This window comes from Flavobacterium glycines, assembly GCF_900100165.1.
GTDB lineage: Bacteria > Bacteroidota > Bacteroidia > Flavobacteriales > Flavobacteriaceae > Flavobacterium > Flavobacterium glycines.
Genome location: NZ_FNEO01000006.1, coordinates 26,900 through 44,094 on the forward strand (window position 1 = coordinate 26,900; position 17,195 = coordinate 44,094).

At 31.9% G+C, this 17,195-nt stretch carries 16 protein-coding genes; 7 read left to right on the forward strand and 9 right to left on the reverse strand.

Annotated features, from left to right (window positions below):
• Positions 1-4: 4 nt before the first annotated feature.
• The 6 genes from BLR17_RS12825 to BLR17_RS12850 form a co-directional block, all read right to left on the reverse strand.
• Positions 5-862 carry a DUF5777 family beta-barrel protein gene (locus tag BLR17_RS12825; protein WP_066328788.1) on the reverse strand — a complete coding sequence of 286 codons (858 nt, stop codon included), beginning with the start codon at positions 860-862 and terminating at the stop codon, positions 5-7.
• Between the two features lie 81 nt (positions 863-943).
• Positions 944-1,327: an OB-fold protein gene (locus tag BLR17_RS12830; protein ID WP_066328789.1), complete on the reverse strand. Its 384-nt coding sequence runs from the start codon at positions 1,325-1,327 to the stop codon at positions 944-946.
• A gap of 129 nt (positions 1,328-1,456) precedes the next feature.
• Positions 1,457-1,879: a QcrA and Rieske domain-containing protein gene (locus BLR17_RS12835; RefSeq protein ID WP_066328790.1), complete on the reverse strand. Its 423-nt coding sequence runs from the start codon at positions 1,877-1,879 to the stop codon at positions 1,457-1,459.
• Positions 1,880-2,007: 128 nt separating this feature from the next.
• A complete protein-coding gene (locus BLR17_RS12840; RefSeq protein WP_066328792.1) occupies positions 2,008-4,542 on the reverse strand; it encodes a TonB-dependent receptor in 2,535 nt (844 codons plus the stop codon).
• Positions 4,543-5,442, reverse strand: a complete 900-nt coding sequence (locus BLR17_RS12845) for a FecR family protein (RefSeq protein ID WP_066328793.1) — start codon at positions 5,440-5,442, stop codon at positions 4,543-4,545.
• Positions 5,443-5,499: 57 nt separating this feature from the next.
• The gene (locus BLR17_RS12850) at positions 5,500-6,015 is read right to left on the reverse strand and encodes an RNA polymerase sigma factor (RefSeq protein WP_066328795.1); all 516 of its coding nucleotides are present in this window, start codon (positions 6,013-6,015) and stop codon (positions 5,500-5,502) included.
• A 163-nt stretch (positions 6,016-6,178) separates the two neighbouring features.
• Between BLR17_RS12850 and BLR17_RS12855 the strand changes: the two genes are divergently transcribed.
• The 4 genes from BLR17_RS12855 (at position 6,179) to BLR17_RS12870 (ending at position 10,549) form a co-directional block, all read left to right on the forward strand.
• A complete protein-coding gene (locus tag BLR17_RS12855; protein WP_245683141.1) occupies positions 6,179-7,282 on the forward strand; it encodes a hypothetical protein in 1,104 nt (367 codons plus the stop codon).
• Between the two features lie 40 nt (positions 7,283-7,322).
• Positions 7,323-8,030, forward strand: a complete 708-nt coding sequence (locus BLR17_RS12860; RefSeq protein ID WP_066328797.1) for a hypothetical protein — start codon at positions 7,323-7,325, stop codon at positions 8,028-8,030.
• Positions 8,031-8,227: 197 nt separating this feature from the next.
• Positions 8,228-9,595 carry a signal recognition particle protein gene (gene ffh, locus BLR17_RS12865; RefSeq protein WP_066328799.1) on the forward strand — a complete coding sequence of 456 codons (1,368 nt, stop codon included), beginning with the start codon at positions 8,228-8,230 and terminating at the stop codon, positions 9,593-9,595.
• 72 nt (positions 9,596-9,667) lie between these two features.
• Positions 9,668-10,549 carry a bifunctional 5,10-methylenetetrahydrofolate dehydrogenase/5,10-methenyltetrahydrofolate cyclohydrolase gene (locus tag BLR17_RS12870; RefSeq protein ID WP_066328802.1) on the forward strand — a complete coding sequence of 294 codons (882 nt, stop codon included), beginning with the start codon at positions 9,668-9,670 and terminating at the stop codon, positions 10,547-10,549.
• 54 nt (positions 10,550-10,603) lie between these two features.
• On the opposite strand, the gene BLR17_RS12875 is transcribed toward BLR17_RS12870, so the two are convergent.
• Entirely contained in the window at positions 10,604-12,778 is a 2,175-nt protein-coding gene (locus tag BLR17_RS12875; protein WP_066328803.1) for a response regulator, read from the reverse strand.
• Between the two features lie 223 nt (positions 12,779-13,001).
• Here BLR17_RS12875 and BLR17_RS12880 point away from each other — a divergent pair, with 223 nt between their 5' ends.
• Genes BLR17_RS12880 through BLR17_RS12890 form a run of 3 tightly spaced genes read left to right on the forward strand, consistent with a single transcriptional unit; the run spans position 13,002 to position 15,347 of the window.
• Positions 13,002-13,616, forward strand: a complete 615-nt coding sequence (locus BLR17_RS12880; protein ID WP_066328804.1) for a hypothetical protein — start codon at positions 13,002-13,004, stop codon at positions 13,614-13,616.
• 8 nt (positions 13,617-13,624) lie between these two features.
• Positions 13,625-13,921 (forward strand): winged helix-turn-helix domain-containing protein, encoded by a 297-nt coding sequence (locus BLR17_RS12885; RefSeq protein WP_066328806.1) that lies wholly within the window; start codon positions 13,625-13,627, stop codon positions 13,919-13,921.
• A 52-nt stretch (positions 13,922-13,973) separates the two neighbouring features.
• Positions 13,974-15,347 (forward strand): DUF4153 domain-containing protein, encoded by a 1,374-nt coding sequence (locus tag BLR17_RS12890; protein ID WP_066328807.1) that lies wholly within the window; start codon positions 13,974-13,976, stop codon positions 15,345-15,347.
• Between the two features lie 50 nt (positions 15,348-15,397).
• Here BLR17_RS12890 and rluF read toward each other — a convergent pair whose 3' ends face one another.
• Both rluF and BLR17_RS12900 read right to left on the reverse strand, forming a co-directional pair.
• On the reverse strand, positions 15,398-16,210 hold the full coding sequence (gene rluF / locus BLR17_RS12895; RefSeq protein WP_066328809.1) for a 23S rRNA pseudouridine(2604) synthase RluF: 813 nt from the start codon (positions 16,208-16,210) through the stop codon (positions 15,398-15,400).
• Positions 16,211-16,335: 125 nt separating this feature from the next.
• Positions 16,336-17,178: an alpha/beta hydrolase gene (locus tag BLR17_RS12900; protein WP_066328811.1), complete on the reverse strand. Its 843-nt coding sequence runs from the start codon at positions 17,176-17,178 to the stop codon at positions 16,336-16,338.
• Between the last annotated feature and the right edge of the window lie 17 nt (positions 17,179-17,195).

Below are 17,195 nucleotides of genomic sequence, written 5' to 3' on the forward strand. Positions count from 1 at the left end.
TTTTTTAGAAAACTCGGTACATATTAAATCCAAAGAAGATTCCTTTGCTGCCATTTCCGGTTGAATTATTAAAAACAGTAACATCGTTCATAGCCTGGCTATTTGAGAATACCAATTGAAAAATGTGTCCTCCGGTTTCAATGTCTAATCCCAGAGTTATTGGATTTTGATAAGGATTATCTTCTTTAGCATTGAGACGGGTATCGTATTCTAAATTCAGACTTAATCTTTTTGATAATTTATAGCGTCCGCCAAAACCTAACAACATTAAATTAGCATTTTCGCTAACGTTATTATATAAATTTTTATGCGTAAAAATGGGAGCTAATTCTAAAGACAATGATTCAGACATTTTTCTCGAAATCAGTAATTGAGCTGAGTAAGCCAAACGATTGGAGAATTGTAAAGAAGGATAATCATCTTTACTTAATTCAGTGTTTACATCAAAAGTATTGTAGCCTACGATTGTAACCGGAAATCCTCCTTCAAGTTGATTGGCTAATCGGTATTTTAGAGCGGTTTCATAATTCTTTTGAAAAGTATGACGGGATAAACCTACCGATAACCAGTCTGCAATTCCATAGATTCCTCCAATTTTTGTGTTGGCATTATCCAAACCAAAAAAGTTTTGAAGTCCTTCTGTTAAATCGCCAAATCGATGTGAAATTAATAAGTAAAATTCACCTTTGGCCGGTAATTTTGTCGATTGGAGGTTAGCAATTTGCAAGGCTTTGAAAGTAGCTGTTACGGCTTCTTTTTTTACAGGTTTTGTATCTAATTGTCCCAATAAATCGTCTTGGGCCATTGCAGTTTGTAAACTGAATAGAAAAAGAGTGCAAATAATTATTTTATGGATTTTCATATAAGTGAAATTTATTTTTTAGCAGTTATAGTTGCTTTTTTTGTGTGTGCAAATTTGTTATCGCTGGCGATTTCATTTTGATTATTTAGAAATAAAACATTGGTCTAATTTCAATTCTCCTAACAAATCATCATAACCTACTACACGACCTTTGATGACTACAGTTTGATTTTTTTTGATTTGAGAATCGGGATTTTTCAAAACACAAATGATTGAGTGATCCAGAGTTACTAATGAATCCTGGAGTTTTGTTATGGTTCCGGTTATGGCAACCGCTTTTTCTAAATATTTTTTATTCGAATTGTCAAGATTGGCTGTGAATTCAGAAGCAATATCAGAAGATGAGACACAATAGCTGGCTGTTTCTGATTTTAGGTCTCTGGCGCCGCCATGCATAACATAATAATAACTGCCAAGTCCAACAAAACTTATAGCTAATAGTGGGATGATAAGTATTTTTTTCATAGATATGGAATTTATTTTTATAGCGTTTATTTGTTATTCCTTTTTAGTAATTACTATTTCAAAACACAAATGGGTTGCCAATAGCGATTTCATTTTTGGATTAGATTAAAAAGTAAATAGAAGTTGTTTTTATGAATAAATACGTAATGTGTTTCCTGTAAGTGTTACATTGTATTGTTTTAGATTTGCTGATCCGGGGCCGTTTAGGTGGGTTCCGGTACTGCTGTAATTGGCACCATGATTGGGACAATGAAAACTATTTGAAGAACCTACATAATTTACAGTAGTACCTTCGTGGGTGCAGGCGGCAGAAACAGCTAAAAAAGTACTGGCGTTTTCTCTGGCTATTATAATACCGTTTTTTACTAAATAGCCTTTGTCGGTAGCTAAAGCACCTGATGAAATGTCTAATGTAAAATCGACTCCGGTAGGAGCTGTTGGTACGCTGCCCTCATCACTACTACAACTTGTGGCTAAGCCTGAAATACATGCTGGGACTAATAAGGAGGCAGCTCCAAAACCTACTCTTGCAAAAAATTCTTTTCTGTTCATAAATTGATTTTTTAGGGATTCAATTATAGAACAGTTATGAGTTTTCTTACCCTACTTTATTTTTTTGTTTTTAAGAAAAAATTAAGAAGTGTAGTTTTTAAGTTGTTGTAGATTAGTGTTTTGAGTTTTTAGAAGTTAATCCTGAAACTGATGTTAGGAGTTCTTTGTAATGAGAAAGTTTTAACTTCTTCAATTCCGTTAGTCAGATTACTTATTCTGTAATATTCACTAATTTCATTTTTCCTGTTTAATACATTCATTATTGAAAGACCAAGTTTGTATTGGATATTTTTAGCGCTTTCCCATTTGTAAGTGGATGAAAAATTGACTTGAAAAAATGAGGGCAATCTTTTATTATTTGGTGAATTGTATTCGATAACAGGATTATTTGGATCAGCGGTTTTGTTAATAGGAGTTGTTTCAGGTCTTCCAGTTGCCCACTTAGTTCCTAAAGCAATTTTAAAATTGTTTTTTTCAAATATTGCAGCACCTGAAATCATATGACTTATCAAGAAATTGTTTGAAAAAGTAGGCGGATTAAAGCTATCGAAGTTATAATTGTTTTTATTGTAGGTATAACTCAACCAGCTTAAAAAGTGGTTGATTTTTTTTTGAAACAGCATTTCGGTACCAATTACTCTGTAATTTCCTGTGATTTTTAGAAACTCTAATTGGTTTTGAAATCCTTGACTTGAGCTGGTTATTCCATCGACTTTTTTGTAAAAATTCTCAAGGTTGATCAGCCAATTATTTTTTTTGAATGAAAAATTCAAGGCAATTTGTTTACTCTGTTGAATAGGTATTGTCGAATTATTAGATAAAACCCATCGTCTTTTTTCGATGCCTAAATAGTCTTTTTGTAAATCAATAATCTGTTGGGTATTTTGACTTTTATACTCCGCTAAAACTTCTACATTGAAATGCTTAGCAATTCCATAATTAAATTGTAAGCGGGGTTCAATAATAAATTTATTGAAATTTTCAATAAAATTGAATCGTACTCCTGTGTTGAAACTAATTCTTGAAATAGAATCATTGAATTTACTTTCGAGGATTGCAGCATGGGTTCTTAACACAGATTTACTTTTTCTGTAAAATTGAGGGCTATTGACTGTATCTAGGTTGGTTACGCCAATTTCATTGAATTGATATCCGTCATTAACAGAGAATTTAGAACTCAAAAAATGATGGTTTTCAATTTTTAGAGCATTATCTAAAACATTATTTTTTTGAAATACAATCTGACTTCCTATTGAAGTTTTTTTATTGGCTATAATCTCATAAGATGAAAACGAGGCATTTATAATGGTCTGGTTGTTTTTATTCCAATTGCGTTCAAATACTAAATTTCCGCCAAAATTTTCTTGTTCTAATTCATCGTTTTGAGACTGAAAGCTATTATTGACAGCAGCCTTTTGAAAAACATTTAAATTGTCATTTATTGAAATCAAATCCAATATAAGCGTGTTTTTACGACCCAATTTTTTGAATAATTTGAATGTTAAATCATAGAAATCAAATTTTTTGTCGCTGGAATAATTTACTTTTTGGTTTTGTGAAAAATCAGTAATACTGGTGTTTTGAAAAGCCTTGTCAAAGTATTTTGTATAGGTAGGCGTTTCAAGATAATCCGTAATTGATTTACGTCCGGCAATTTCTATATAAGCAGTTTTTGAGATTGCTTTTTTGAAGTAAAAATCGGCATTAATCATGTTAATTCCGGCACTGATTTCATTTTTTTCAAAATTTTCAGCTGTTGAAGATATAGTTACCACACTGGAAACACTTTCTCCATAAAAAGCAGAATTTCCATTTTTATAAATAGAAATGTTATGAGGTAGATTAGGATTAAATGCTGAAATTAATCCAAAGAAATGTCCTGTTTGATACATTCGGATTCCGTTCCAAAGAAATAAATTTTGATCGTGTGTACCACCTCTGATATTAATGTTTGCAACACTTTCGTCATGGCTGTTAACGCCCGGAATTTGCTGCATGGTTTGTAAAATATCGGCTTCTATTAATCCGGGAAGAATACTAAACTTTTTAGGTTTTATAATAAAGGAACCATCACTATTTTTTGTAATCCCGGTTGCTAAAACAGAATTGGTGATAATTTCCTGAAGATTAGTTAATTCGGATTCCAGAACTATTTTAATACAGTCATTGTCTTTTATTTCGTTCTGATTTATTTTTTTTGTTGTAAATCCAATATGACTGATGGTAATTTCCGATTTTACAGCTTTTTTTATTTCAAAATAGCCTTCGGTATTTGAGGTAATGTGTTTATTATCAGATGTTTTTATATTCGCATTTTCTATAGGTTTATTATCTATAGATGAGTAAATATAACCGCAGAGTGTAGTGGATTTTTTTTTGGTTTTTAAAGAGATATTAATGAATTTATTGTCAATATTTTCAAAGTAAAAATCGGTTTGTTTTTCCAGATAAATTAATTGTTGTTCCAAAGACAGAAATTCTTCAGGCGCAATTAAATGTGTTTCATTAATATTCACGCTGTAATTAAAGGTTACATGATGTCTGTTTTCAATGGAAGCAATGATTTCTTTTAGGGCAATAGTTGGCTTTTTGTTTTGAGCTGAGATGCTTAAAACAGTCATAAAACAAGCAAATAAGAAATGCAATTGTTTATGTAACAGCATTTATTTCTCTTCAAAAATTATTGTAGTTGAATTTATTTTTCTTGCTTTTAAATTATAAGTTGTACTAATAATTCTTGTTGCAACTTCTAAATTATTAGAGGGTAATTTTCCTGTAAATAAAGAATTAGAAGTATTGGATTTTAATTGGATAGTAATGTCGTATTGTCTTTGAAGTTCATCTAAAATGTTTTGGATGTTTTCATTTTTAAATGCTATAATACCATCAATCCATTCCGGTTTTAAAGAGGTTGTTGTGGTATTTATTTGTTTGTTATTTTCAAAAGTTACGCTTTGACCATGTGTCAAAATAATTTGGCTGTTTTTATAATTTACTTTTACCCGTCCTTCGTAGCAGGTTACATCAAATTTGTTTTTTCTTGCTTTAACATCAAATTGTGTACCGAGTACAGTAACTTTTCCTAAATTAGTGATTACTTCAAATCGACGTCCTTTAGCGACTTTAAAATAAGCTTCGCCATCAAGTTCTAATTTTCTGTGGCTTTTCCATTTCCATTTTTTGAATTCTATTTTTGAACCTGAATTCAAAACAACCTGAGAATCGTCTGGTAAATAAAAGCTTGTTTTTTGGGCATAATTAGCAACCTGGCTTTGCGGAATGAAATTTTGCATTGCAAAAGTTAATCCTATTCCCAGAATAAATATGGCCGCAATTCTTAAAATCCATTTTTTAGAGATGGAGATTACTTTTGGTGTTTCTTTTTTATGTTGAAGAATAGTTGCCAACATCGTATCTTCATCTAATGCTCCAACTTCAAGATGTTCCGAATATTTTTTGATTTTTTGATATTTTTCAAAATCCGGACTGGCTTCAAATTCGGCTAATTCTTGAGCTGATAATTCGTTGTTAAGCCATTTGGCTAAAAGGTAATTCTTTTTCATAATATCATTTCTTGTTATATAAGAACAATTTTGTTGTTTTTTACCCTACTTTTTTATTTATAAATCAATGTTTTCGCGCAATGTTACCAGTGCCAGATGGATTCTTTTTTCGACAGCTTTTACAGTAATTCCTAGTTCCTGAGCAATTTCGCTGTATTTTTTTCCATCAATTCTATGCATTAAGAAAGCTTGTCTGTGTTTGACGTTCAGGTTTTCTATTGCTTTTAATAATTTTGTTTGAAATTGTTGTTCTTCCAAAAGATATTCAGGGTTTTCATTTGTTTGATCAATACCATTAAAATTTTTTTCATATTTCAAAACCACTTTTTTGTGAGCTATTTCGTTTATCGAACTGTTATTGGCAATAGTATAAACAAATGATTTTGCTTTTTCGATAGGTACGGAGGCGCAGTTTTGCCATAGTTTAATGAAAGCTTCCTGTGCTAAATCCTGAGCCATTTCTTCGTTCCCAAACTTGTAAAAAAGAAAATTCCGAAGTGCTTTTATATTTTTTTTAAAAAATGATGAAAAAATAATTTCGTTGCAAGTGTTTGATTTGTAGTCTTCTGTCATTTTTTGTTTGGGTTTCGACTTAACTGATTTAAAATTAATTCTAATTTAAAGTAGGGTATATCAGAAGTTAAATGTTTTATATACGAAGTAACATATTTTTTAATCTAGTTGTTCTCAATTATAACTTTTTTTTTGAAAAATTATTTTGAGAGTTTTTGAATTAATGAAGGAAGTTTTAGATGTTGAAAAATTAAAAACTATTACATTTGAAAAAAAAAATACTATGCTGATTTTAAATAAAAACATAAGTAAGTTGTTGATTTTTAGTTTTTTAATTTTTGTTTCTTGTCAGGGCGAAATTGAAGAGCAAAAAACAAATAATCAGGTATCTATTGCTAAAGATTCGCCATTTACCTCCTATTTACAAAGAGTAGTAATGGTGAAAACAGCTGATGATAATATAATAGATAAGTCGAGTTATTGTACTGTAAAATTTCCATATACAGTAACCGTTAATGATGTAACTATTGCAATTAATTCGGCTGATGATTATGCAAAAGTTGTTAGTAATATCAATGCAAATACAACAGATGATGATATTGTAAAAATAATTTTTCCGGTTACCATGATTTATTATAATTATGAAGAAGAATTAATTCAAAATGAACTTCAATTTAATGCTTTACTGGACTATTGGGAATCTTTACCGGATTTATTGGCTAAAATAAATTGTTTGAATATTAGTTATCCTATTGTTCTTAATGTTTATAATAGTTCAAATCAAAGTGCTAATTCGGTTGTAATTGCTAATGATGAAGCCTTTTATAATTTTATAAATAATTTAAGTAGCGGTAAGTTATTCGCTATTAATTATCCAATATCATTAAAAGACAATAATAATCATACTAAAATCATAAATAATAATTCACAATTTGATGATGCAATTGAAGACGCCATTGAGCACTGTAGTTCAAATCTTAATACGTCTTTGAATTTTCTTGAAACGATTATATCTGGTAGTTGGAAAGTAGCTTACTATTATGATGAATCAGATAAAACATTTTTGTATAAAGATTATCAATTAGTGTTCAAGAATGACTTTACAGTTAAAGCTGTAAAATCATCAACAGTTTTAAATGGTACTTGGGAAACAAAAGTAGAAAATGGAGTCAGGGAGTTTAAAATTCATTTTGATTCTGATAATCCTTTACATGAATTAGATGAAGGATGGAAACTTTTTGAATTCAACAATTCACAAATTAGATTTAGGGGAAATACAAGCGACAGTGGTACACAAACAGAATATTTCTATTTGATTAAGATATAAATACATAGAAAAAATAAATAACCCTCAAATAATAGTAATCATGAAGAAAACAGCAATTTTAGCAATAATCGCTTTGACGACCTTGTCTTGCACACAAGACAATACAACTGATGGTAATGTTACCCTGAAAGCTTCGGCAGTAGTCAGTAATACTAATTTAACAGCACGTACAACTACAGATCCGGTGGTGGTTCTTACCGATTTTAAAGTAAATATTGGTAGTATTAAATTTGAAATTGATGTGGAAGATGAGCGACACAGTGAAGATCCTACTCATGAAGATGTAAAATTAAATGGGCCATTTATGCTGGATTTATTAGATCCAAATACCACTTTGTCTCAGATAATTACTTCGTTAAGTGTTCCTGATGCTCAGTATGAAGAGGTAAAGTTTAAATTTACACCAAGTCTTGTTGATGGTGAGATGTTAGGAAAAAGCTTTTTGATAAAAGGGACTGTTGATGGAAAAAACTTCTTAATTTCAAGTAGTAGAGAATCCGAAGTTGAGGTTGATTTTGAAGATGCCTCGAAAGATTTTACAATTAATTCCAATGATTTGACGATTAATTTAAAAATGAGTTTAAACGGAATAATTACAAGAATTAAAACTTTGGCTGGGCAGGGATTGCTTACAGATACAGATAATGATGGTGTAATCGAAATTACAACAAATTCTGATGATAATCATCATGATATGGGGGAAGGAATGAGAGATTTGTTGGAACATGAAACACATTTAGAAGATTAATTTTGGTATAAATAAATTGGAAAGAGGCTATTCGTTAAGAATAGTCTTTTTTTTTATGGATCTTTTAAAATTAAATTTTCACAAGACTAAAAGTTTTATGTTGAAGCTGAAAAATAAATAATAGATTATATGAATAATACTTTTTTAAGTTAGAAACCAAATGCTTAAATTTGCACTTCCTAAAAAATAACAATATCATGTTCGATAATTTAAGCGAAAAATTAGACAAAGCTTTTCATATATTAAAAGGTCACGGTAAAATTACCGAAGTAAATGTTGCTGATACCTTAAAAGAAGTACGTCGTGCGTTACTGGATGCCGACGTGAATTTTAAAATTGCCAAAGATTTTACTGCCAGAGTAAAAGACAAAGCGATAGGTCAGGACGTATTAACTACTTTACAACCAGGACAATTATTGGTGAAGTTAGTTAAGGATGAGCTGACTGAATTAATGGGAGGTGATGTAGCCGGAGTTAATTTGCAGGGAACACCTTCTGTGATTTTGATGTCAGGTTTGCAAGGTTCCGGAAAGACTACTTTTTCAGGAAAATTAGCTAATTATCTTAAAACTAAAAAGAATAAAAAGCCACTTTTGGTTGCCTGTGATATTTACCGTCCTGCAGCTATCAATCAGTTGCATGTAGTGGGAGATCAAATTGGTGTTGAAGTATATTCAGAACCGGAAAATAAAAATCCTGTTGCAATTGCGCAAAATGCGATTGCTCATGCAAAAGCTAACGGATTTAATGTAGTGATTGTCGATACTGCCGGACGTTTGGCTGTAGATCAGGAAATGATGGACGAAATTGCACGTGTTCATGCTGCTATTAAACCACAGGAAACTTTATTTGTGGTGGATTCGATGACAGGACAGGATGCGGTAAATACAGCTAAGGCTTTCAACGATATTTTGAATTTTGACGGGGTTATCTTAACTAAATTAGATGGAGATACTCGTGGAGGAGCTGCGTTATCAATCAAATCTGTTGTAAATAAACCAATCAAGTTTGTAGGTACGGGAGAGAAGATGGAAGCAATTGATGTTTTCTATCCGGATCGTATGGCGGAGCGTATCCTTGGAATGGGAGACGTTGTTTCGTTAGTTGAAAGAGCACAAGAGCAATTCAATGAGGAAGAAGCCCGAAAACTGCAAAAGAAAATTGCGAAGAATGAATTTGGTTTCGATGACTTCCTGGCTCAAATCCAACAAGTAAAGAAAATGGGTAATATGAAGGATTTGGTAGGGATGATACCGGGTGCTTCTAAAGCCATGAAAGATGTTCAGATTGAAGATGATGCTTTCAAACATATCGAAGCAATTATCTATTCGATGACACCTTTAGAAAGAAAAAAACCTGCTTTGATTGATGTAAAAAGAAAAGCAAGAATTGCTAAGGGTTCAGGAACTAAGGTGGAGCAGGTAAATCAGTTGATGAAGCAATTTGATCAAATGAGCAAGATGATGAAGATGATGCAGGGACCAGGTGGAAAAAACCTGATGAAAATGATGGGAAATATGAAAGGTGGTATGCCGGGAATGCCAGGTATGCCGGGAATGAAATAATTATAAATTGTAAGTTATGAATGATGAGTTTTTATACAACTCATAACTCATAACCCATAACTAAAGATAAAAATGCAAATACTAGACGGAAAAAAAACTTCGGAAGATATTAAAAAAGAAATAGCGGCTGAGGTACAACAAATGAAAGCCAATGGAGAAAAAGTACCTCATTTGGCAGCAGTAATTGTTGGTAACAACGGAGCAAGTTTAACTTATGTAGGAAGTAAAGTGCGCTCTTGTGAGCAAATTGGTTTCGATTCAACTTTAGTTGCTTTGCCGGAAACCATTACTGAAGCTGAATTATTAGATAAAATCAAAGAATTGAATGAGAATGAGGACTTAGATGGTTATATCGTTCAATTGCCTTTGCCAAAACATATCGATGAGGAAAAAATCCTTTTAGCTATTGATCCGCAAAAAGATGTTGATGGTTTTCATCCAACCAACTTTGGGCGTATGGCTTTAGAAATGGAAACTTTCTTGCCGGCAACACCATTTGGAATTATGGAGTTGTTAGAGCGTTACAAAGTCGAAACTTCAGGAAAACATACTGTGGTGATTGGTCGTAGTCATATCGTAGGTCGTCCAATGAGTATTTTGATGAGCCGTAAAGGAAATCCAGGTGATTCAACTGTAACTTTGACACACAGTCGTACTAAAAACTTAGCAGAATTCACTAAAAATGCTGATATCATTATTACTGCTTTAGGAGTGCCTGAATTTTTAAAGGCTGATATGGTTAAGGATGGCGTAGTGATTATCGACGTGGGAATTACCCGTGTGGAAGATGCTACAAATTCGAAAGGATATGTAATTAAAGGAGATGTAGATTTTGATGGTGTAAGCAAAAAATCATCATTTATCACTCCGGTTCCGGGAGGTGTAGGACCAATGACTATTGCAATGTTATTGAAAAATACACTTTTGGCTCGAAAAATCAGAAGCAGAAAGTAGTTTTAAAAAATATTTTACAGCAGAAACCCAGGATGAAAGTCCTGGGTTTTATTTTTATAAAGCAATTTGTTGTTCTGTTTGTTTGGCTATGGTTTCTTCGAGATTTTTCATCACAATGGGTTTGCTGATAAAATCATCCATTCCGCTTGCAATGGCTTTATTTTTATCTTCTTCAAAAGCACTGGCAGTCACCGCAATAATTGGAATGTTTTTTAATTTGTATTTTTTTAACGAATGAATTTTTTTGGTGGCTTCAAATCCATCCATTTCCGGCATATGTAAATCCATAAAAATAATGTCGTAGTCATTTTTTTCAAAAAGATTCACAGCCTCAAGTCCATTATTAGCAATAGTGCTGGGGATGTTTAACTTATCGAGTAATTTCTTTAGTACTTTTTGATTGATAATATTGTCTTCTACAATCAACGCTTTTTGAATATCCTTATTGGATTTGTTGTTTACTAATTCATTCTGATTTTCAAAATGGAATAAATTTGTATTCAATTGAAAAGGAATGTCAAAACTAAAACTGGAACCGCCTTCTTCTAAGGCAATGATATTTAATTTGGAACCTCCCATTAAATTAATTAACTGATTTGAAATAGTTAAGCCAAGTCCTGTTCCGCCGTATTTTCTCGTGGTAGTCAAATCGGCTTGTTCAAAGGCTAAGAGCAGCTGTTCGGTTTTATTAACGTCGATACCTATTCCCGAATCCATAACCCGGAAATTGATTTTTTGAATGTTATCCTGCTGTTCCAGATAGCGTACTTCCAGTTTAACGTCTCCCGCGGTTGTAAATTTGATTGCATTGTCTAAAAGATTGATTAAAACCTGTTGTAACCTTAAATTGTCACAAAGGATATTACTTTCAATACTATTATCAAAATTAAAGTGTAAGGCTATGTTTTTGTCTTTTATGCGGTATTCGAAAAGTCGGATTAATTTAGAAAGTTCTTTTTTCAGATGGATAGGATATTGTTCCAGTTTCATTTTGCCCGCTTCCATTTTGGAATGATCCAGAATCATATTGACAATGCCCAAAAGATGATTGGCACTGTGTTCGGCAATTTCAATATATTCGGATTGGTCGCTGTTTAGCGGACTGGTTTTTAGAATATTCAGCATTCCTATTACTCCATTTAAAGGAGAACGAATTTCGTGACTCATATTAGCCAGAAATTGAGTTTTGAATTTGGCAGTATTGTTGGCGGCTTCGTTGTTTTTTTCCAGTGAAACCAGATTTTCGTTTAGTTTTTCTTTCAGTATTTTATAACTGTTTAGTAAAAAATCAACTTCTTTGATGGAAGATTGCTGAGGTAAATTAGAATTGGTGTTTTTGAAATTGGAAATAATAAAATTGGAAATATCCAATGAAAGTAATTTAATGTCTTTGGTGAAATATTTTGAAATATACACACATAAAAACAACGCAATAGCAATCATTAAAAGGGTTTGTCCTATTTGGAAATAAAATAAATTTGTTTTTAACTCATTAATTCGGGTTTCATTATAAGCAATAATTTGGGTAAAAAGCTTTTCGATTTCTTCGTTGGATTGATTTATTTTGCCGTTCAAACCAAGATTTTGGGCCTGACCTAATTGATTGGTCAACATTACTAGCGTATCAAAATAGTGTTTGTATGCCTGAAGTATTTGTTTTGAATCAGCATTGATTTCTTTAGAAAGAATAGTTGCATTGTATAAATTTTGAAATTTTTGGAGATAAGTTTTTTCGGATCGTATTAGGTAGTCTTTTTCGTGACGACGGAATTGTAATATGGTATAAGGCTTGAGATGTTTTTTTTCTTCTAAAAAATGGGCTTCGTTGCGCATTTTACCTTCAACACCATAATCTTTGAATCCTCTGATTAAAGCTATTTTTTTGTATTGATTGACATAAGTAATAAGCCTGTCAATGGTGTTGAAAAGTTGAAGCATGTACTTTTCGTTAATTTCGATATTGAGTTCTTTGGACTCTTTATAGATCAAATTAATTTCTTCCCTTTGTTTTTTTAAATTAGAAATATACTGACTTAAGTCTTTCTGATTGTGATTGATATAAAAGTCTTTTTCTTTATATCCATACAAGAGAAAAGTTTGAAATCGCTTGATATTGGTACTAAAGTCCTGAGAAACCTGATAAGATTTATAACTAAAATTATTTAGATGGTCTATTTTACGGTCTATAGTGAGGTAGGTAAGAAACCAGATAATGATTAAAAAAATCATTATTGAAAAAGATAAAAAGATTTGGGTTCTAAAATTGCGAATGTTTGGGAATGAAAATTTCAATGGTATTATTTTGATTATGGGGTAAAAATATCCTCTTAGTTTAAAGTGTAGATTAATTCAGTTCGAAGAAAAGGTTAACTTTTTTTCTTTGAAAAAAATACAATTTTAATAGTGTCATTTAAAAATTAAATATAACTTTGTATTTCAAAGTACTTTAATTATGAATCAAAAGCATCAAGAAGACTTATCACACATTCGCTCTATGATGGAGCGTTCTTCACGATTTATTTCTTTAAGTGGACTCTCAGGAGTATTTGCCGGCCTTTCAGCATTGATAGGGGGATTGTATGTGTGCCAATTGTTAGAACAAAATGGAATTAATTATTTTGAAGCCAGCAGTAAAGAGTTTTCATTAAGTTTGATTTATGAATTAATTACCACAGGTGTAGTCATTTTTGTCTTTGCATTCTTTTTTGGAATTGTATTTACGGTTAGAAAAAGTAGAAAAGATAATTTACCCATCTGGACTTCTTCTACAAAAAATATGTTGATTCATCTTGCTATACCATTAGTGGTAGGTGGTGTTTTTTGTTTGGCTCTTTTGTATCATCAGATGGCTGTTTTAATTGCACCCACTACTTTGTTGTTTTATGGTTTAGCACTTGTAAATGCTGAGAAATATACTTTTTCGGATATTAAATATTTGGGTTTCTGTGAAATTATTTTAGGATGTGTTTCACTATTTTATCTGGGCTATGGTTTGATTTTTTGGATAATTGGATTTGGAGTATTGCATATTTTATATGGACTAATCGTTTTCAAAAAATATAAATAAGTCTAATAATGGGAATGATCGATCAATTAAATAAGGATTTTGAAAGTCGCGTCAGATTAGGAATTATGTCTGTTTTGATGGTGAATGATTGGGTAGATTTTACCGAGATGAAATCGTTATTGAATATTACTGATGGCAATTTAGCCAGTCATTCTACCGCTTTGGAAAAAGCGCAATATATAGAAGTCAAGAAAGAATTTGTGGGTAAGAAGCCTAAAACTTCTTATCGGGTGACTAATTTAGGTAGAGTTACTTTCAATTCGCATCTAAACGCTCTTGAAAAGTTGTTTAAAGCTAAGAATTAAATTTTTTTATCAATAAACTTTGAAATACAAAGTACTTTTAAATTAGTAAATTATGAAAAAAATCCATTTTATTTTGTGCAGCAGTTTGGTTTTCACCCTGCTTTTTTACAACGAAGATTTAGGTCTGAATTGGTCCCTATTCGGATTACTGCAAATCGGTTTTATTTGTTATTTCTTTCAGGAGAAACTTAGTAGTAGGTTGCATTTGCTCTTGGTTGCCGCTTCGGTAGTTTCTTGTTTTGCGTTTGCCTGGTATAGAGATTTTGCCTCTTTTTTTGCGATGGCTTTTTCCATTGTTTTTCTGCAATTTAAAACTCATGAGCCTAATCTTAAACTGCTGCAAGTGTTCCCGCTTGTAATCTTAAATGGGATTACCACTTTAGGGCGCGTTTTTATGTTTGGTCAATATATTCCCCAACGAAAAGTGAAGAGTGGTTTAGCCAAAAAAATGATTGCATATGTGGTGATACCTGTCGTTTTTTTGAGTCTGTTTTATTTTGTTTATTCTTTTGGGAGTAATCATTTTTCGTCTTTGTTTACCGATTATTATTTGGATATCGATGCGTGGCAAATCTTCGTGCTTACTGCTTTAGGATTTTATATTTCATTTACTTTTTGGAATTATTGGATCCCTGAGGTATGCTATGAAAAAAATCAGTTATTGGATAATGAATTTAGTGAGGAAGCCAAGACAGTAAATAAAAATACATTTTCGTTTTTGGATATTGATTTCGAAAGAAAAAGTGGTGCCATTACGTTGGTTTTATTAAATATATTGTTGTTGGTTTTTATAGTGACCTATAATTATGAGCAGTTTTTTGAAGTAGTTCAAAAGTCTAATTTGAGTTCGGATACTCACGAACGTGTAAATGCGGTTATTTTCTCTATTGTAATGGCTGTAGGAATGCTTTTATTCTATTTCAAGGGCGGATTTAATTTTGATAAAAAAGCAAAATCGCTTAAAAATTTAGCTAAAGTTTGGATTGTTTTAAACGGAGTTTTGATTGTTAGTGCATTAATCAAAAATTCAGAATATGTTTCATATTATGGTTTAACTTATAAAAGGTTAGGGGTATATACTTTTTTGATTTTAGCTTTAATTGGTTTGATTTTTTCTTTTATAAAGATAGTAAGGCAAAAAACAAATGCTTTCTTGTTTAATCAAATGGTTTGGTATTGTTATGGAATAATTTTGTTATGTAGTTATGTGAACTGGGGGAATTTAATTACCCAATATAATATCGCAGTCAATAAAGGAGTAGAAGTACGGTTTTTAAGAAGTTTAGAGTATAATCATAAAGCATTTCATGAATATTTGAAATTACATCCCAAACAAGGAGAGGATAAGAGCTCTGAAATTGAAAATCATCGAAATGATTCTTTTTTGTCTAAAGCGCTCTATTATGAGTTTGTAGAAGTAAAATAAGTTTAAAAAAATTCCATCTGTTGTTTTAAAACGAGATGGGATTTTTATATTTATTGCTCTTTTCTTCTTCGAAACCTTGGATCATCCTTTTTGATGAATTCCGTTCGGCGTTTTGGTGCTTCTGTTTTAGGTAAGCTGGCTTCTTCTGTTTTGCTCGAAGGTTCGATAAGCGTATTTAATTCTTTAATTTCAGCATCGGTCAGTTCACGATAGCGACCTACCGGAACGTCCAGTGAAATATTGATAATACGGATACGTTTCAAAGCGGTAACTTCATAGCCAAGATATTCACACATTCTGCGAATCTGACGATTTAAACCTTGTGTCAAAATAATTTTGAAGATGTATTTGCTTATCTGTTCAACCTTACATTTTCGGGTTACGGTGTCTAAAATAGGTACGCCATTACCCATTCTTTGAATAAAACGATCGGTGATAGGTTTGTTTACTGTAACGGTATATTCTTTTTCGTGATTGTTTCGGGCGCGCAAAATTTTATTGACAATATCGCCGTCATTAGTCATAAAAATCAATCCTTCTGAAGCCTTGTCCAAACGGCCAATAGGAAAAATTCGTTTAGGATAATTGATATAATCCACAATGTTGTTACGAACTTCCAGATTGGTAGTACATTCAATTCCGACAGGTTTGTTGAAAGCCAAATAAATTGGTTTTTCGTTTTTTTCATGAATGAGTTTGCCATCAATGCGCACTTCATCATTTGGACCTACTTTAGTTCCCAGTTCAGGAACAACACCGTTTATGGTAACACGTGCTTCTTCTATGTATTTATCAGCTTCACGGCGTGAACAAAAACCTGTTTCGGCAATGAATTTATTAAGACGTTTTAGATTTTCTTCCATTGTGCAAAAATAAACAATTTCAATGTCAATTTCAATAGCAATAGGAATAAGTAATTATAATTACAAAGTCTAAATTAGTGCTGTTTTGCAATTGCTATTGTAATTGATTTTTTGACATTGGATAGTTATTCAAAAAGGAACTGATATACTTTCTGGTATAACTCTTCTCCGTGAAGACTGTGTCCCAAACCTTTGGTTTCAATAAAAACGGCATCTTGCCAGGAACTGGCTATTTTTTTTGCTTCTTCAAATAATACGATGGTGTCTTCGGTGTCATGGGCAATGAGTCCTTTGGTTTTTATTTTGGAAGCAAATAGTTTTCCTGAAAAATGTTCTAATTCGAGATTAAAAACTTTGAGGTAATGATTTTCTAGTTCTTTCGATATTTTAGCGTTCAAACTTAATAGACTGATGTAATTGTTAAGAATGATTTTGAAATCACTTGGAGAACCTAAAATAACGATTTTCTCAATGTTGTTGTTTTGGTAAGTAGATTGATAATAAAGGCAGGTTTTTCCCCCTAAAGAATGACCAATAAGGTATTTAGGATTGAATTTCTGGACAATAATGTCAATAAAAGCGGCATATTGCGGAATATTGAATTCTTTGCCGCTGGATAATCCATGAGCGGGAGCATCGATTGCAATAATGGTACTGCCGGATTTTTTTAAGTGAATTAAAAGTTTTTCCCAACGCGAAGCATTGCTTTCCCAACCGTGTACTAATAAAATAACGTTTTCATTTCCCTGCCAGGTATAACTCTGGAATTGTTGTCCCTGATAGTGGTAGGTCTCTTTTTGAGTATCACGAAGGATTTCAGGGAGCTTGTCTTTGTCTAATCTCCCATCTCGCGGTTCACTAAAAATAGCATAAGCGAGTTGGCTGGCTTTATCAGGTAAGATATAGCTTAGAATATTTATGTAAAAACCAATGGTTTTGGTAAAAAGAAAATAAAGTGCTTTTTTCATAATAAAAAAGTCCCGAT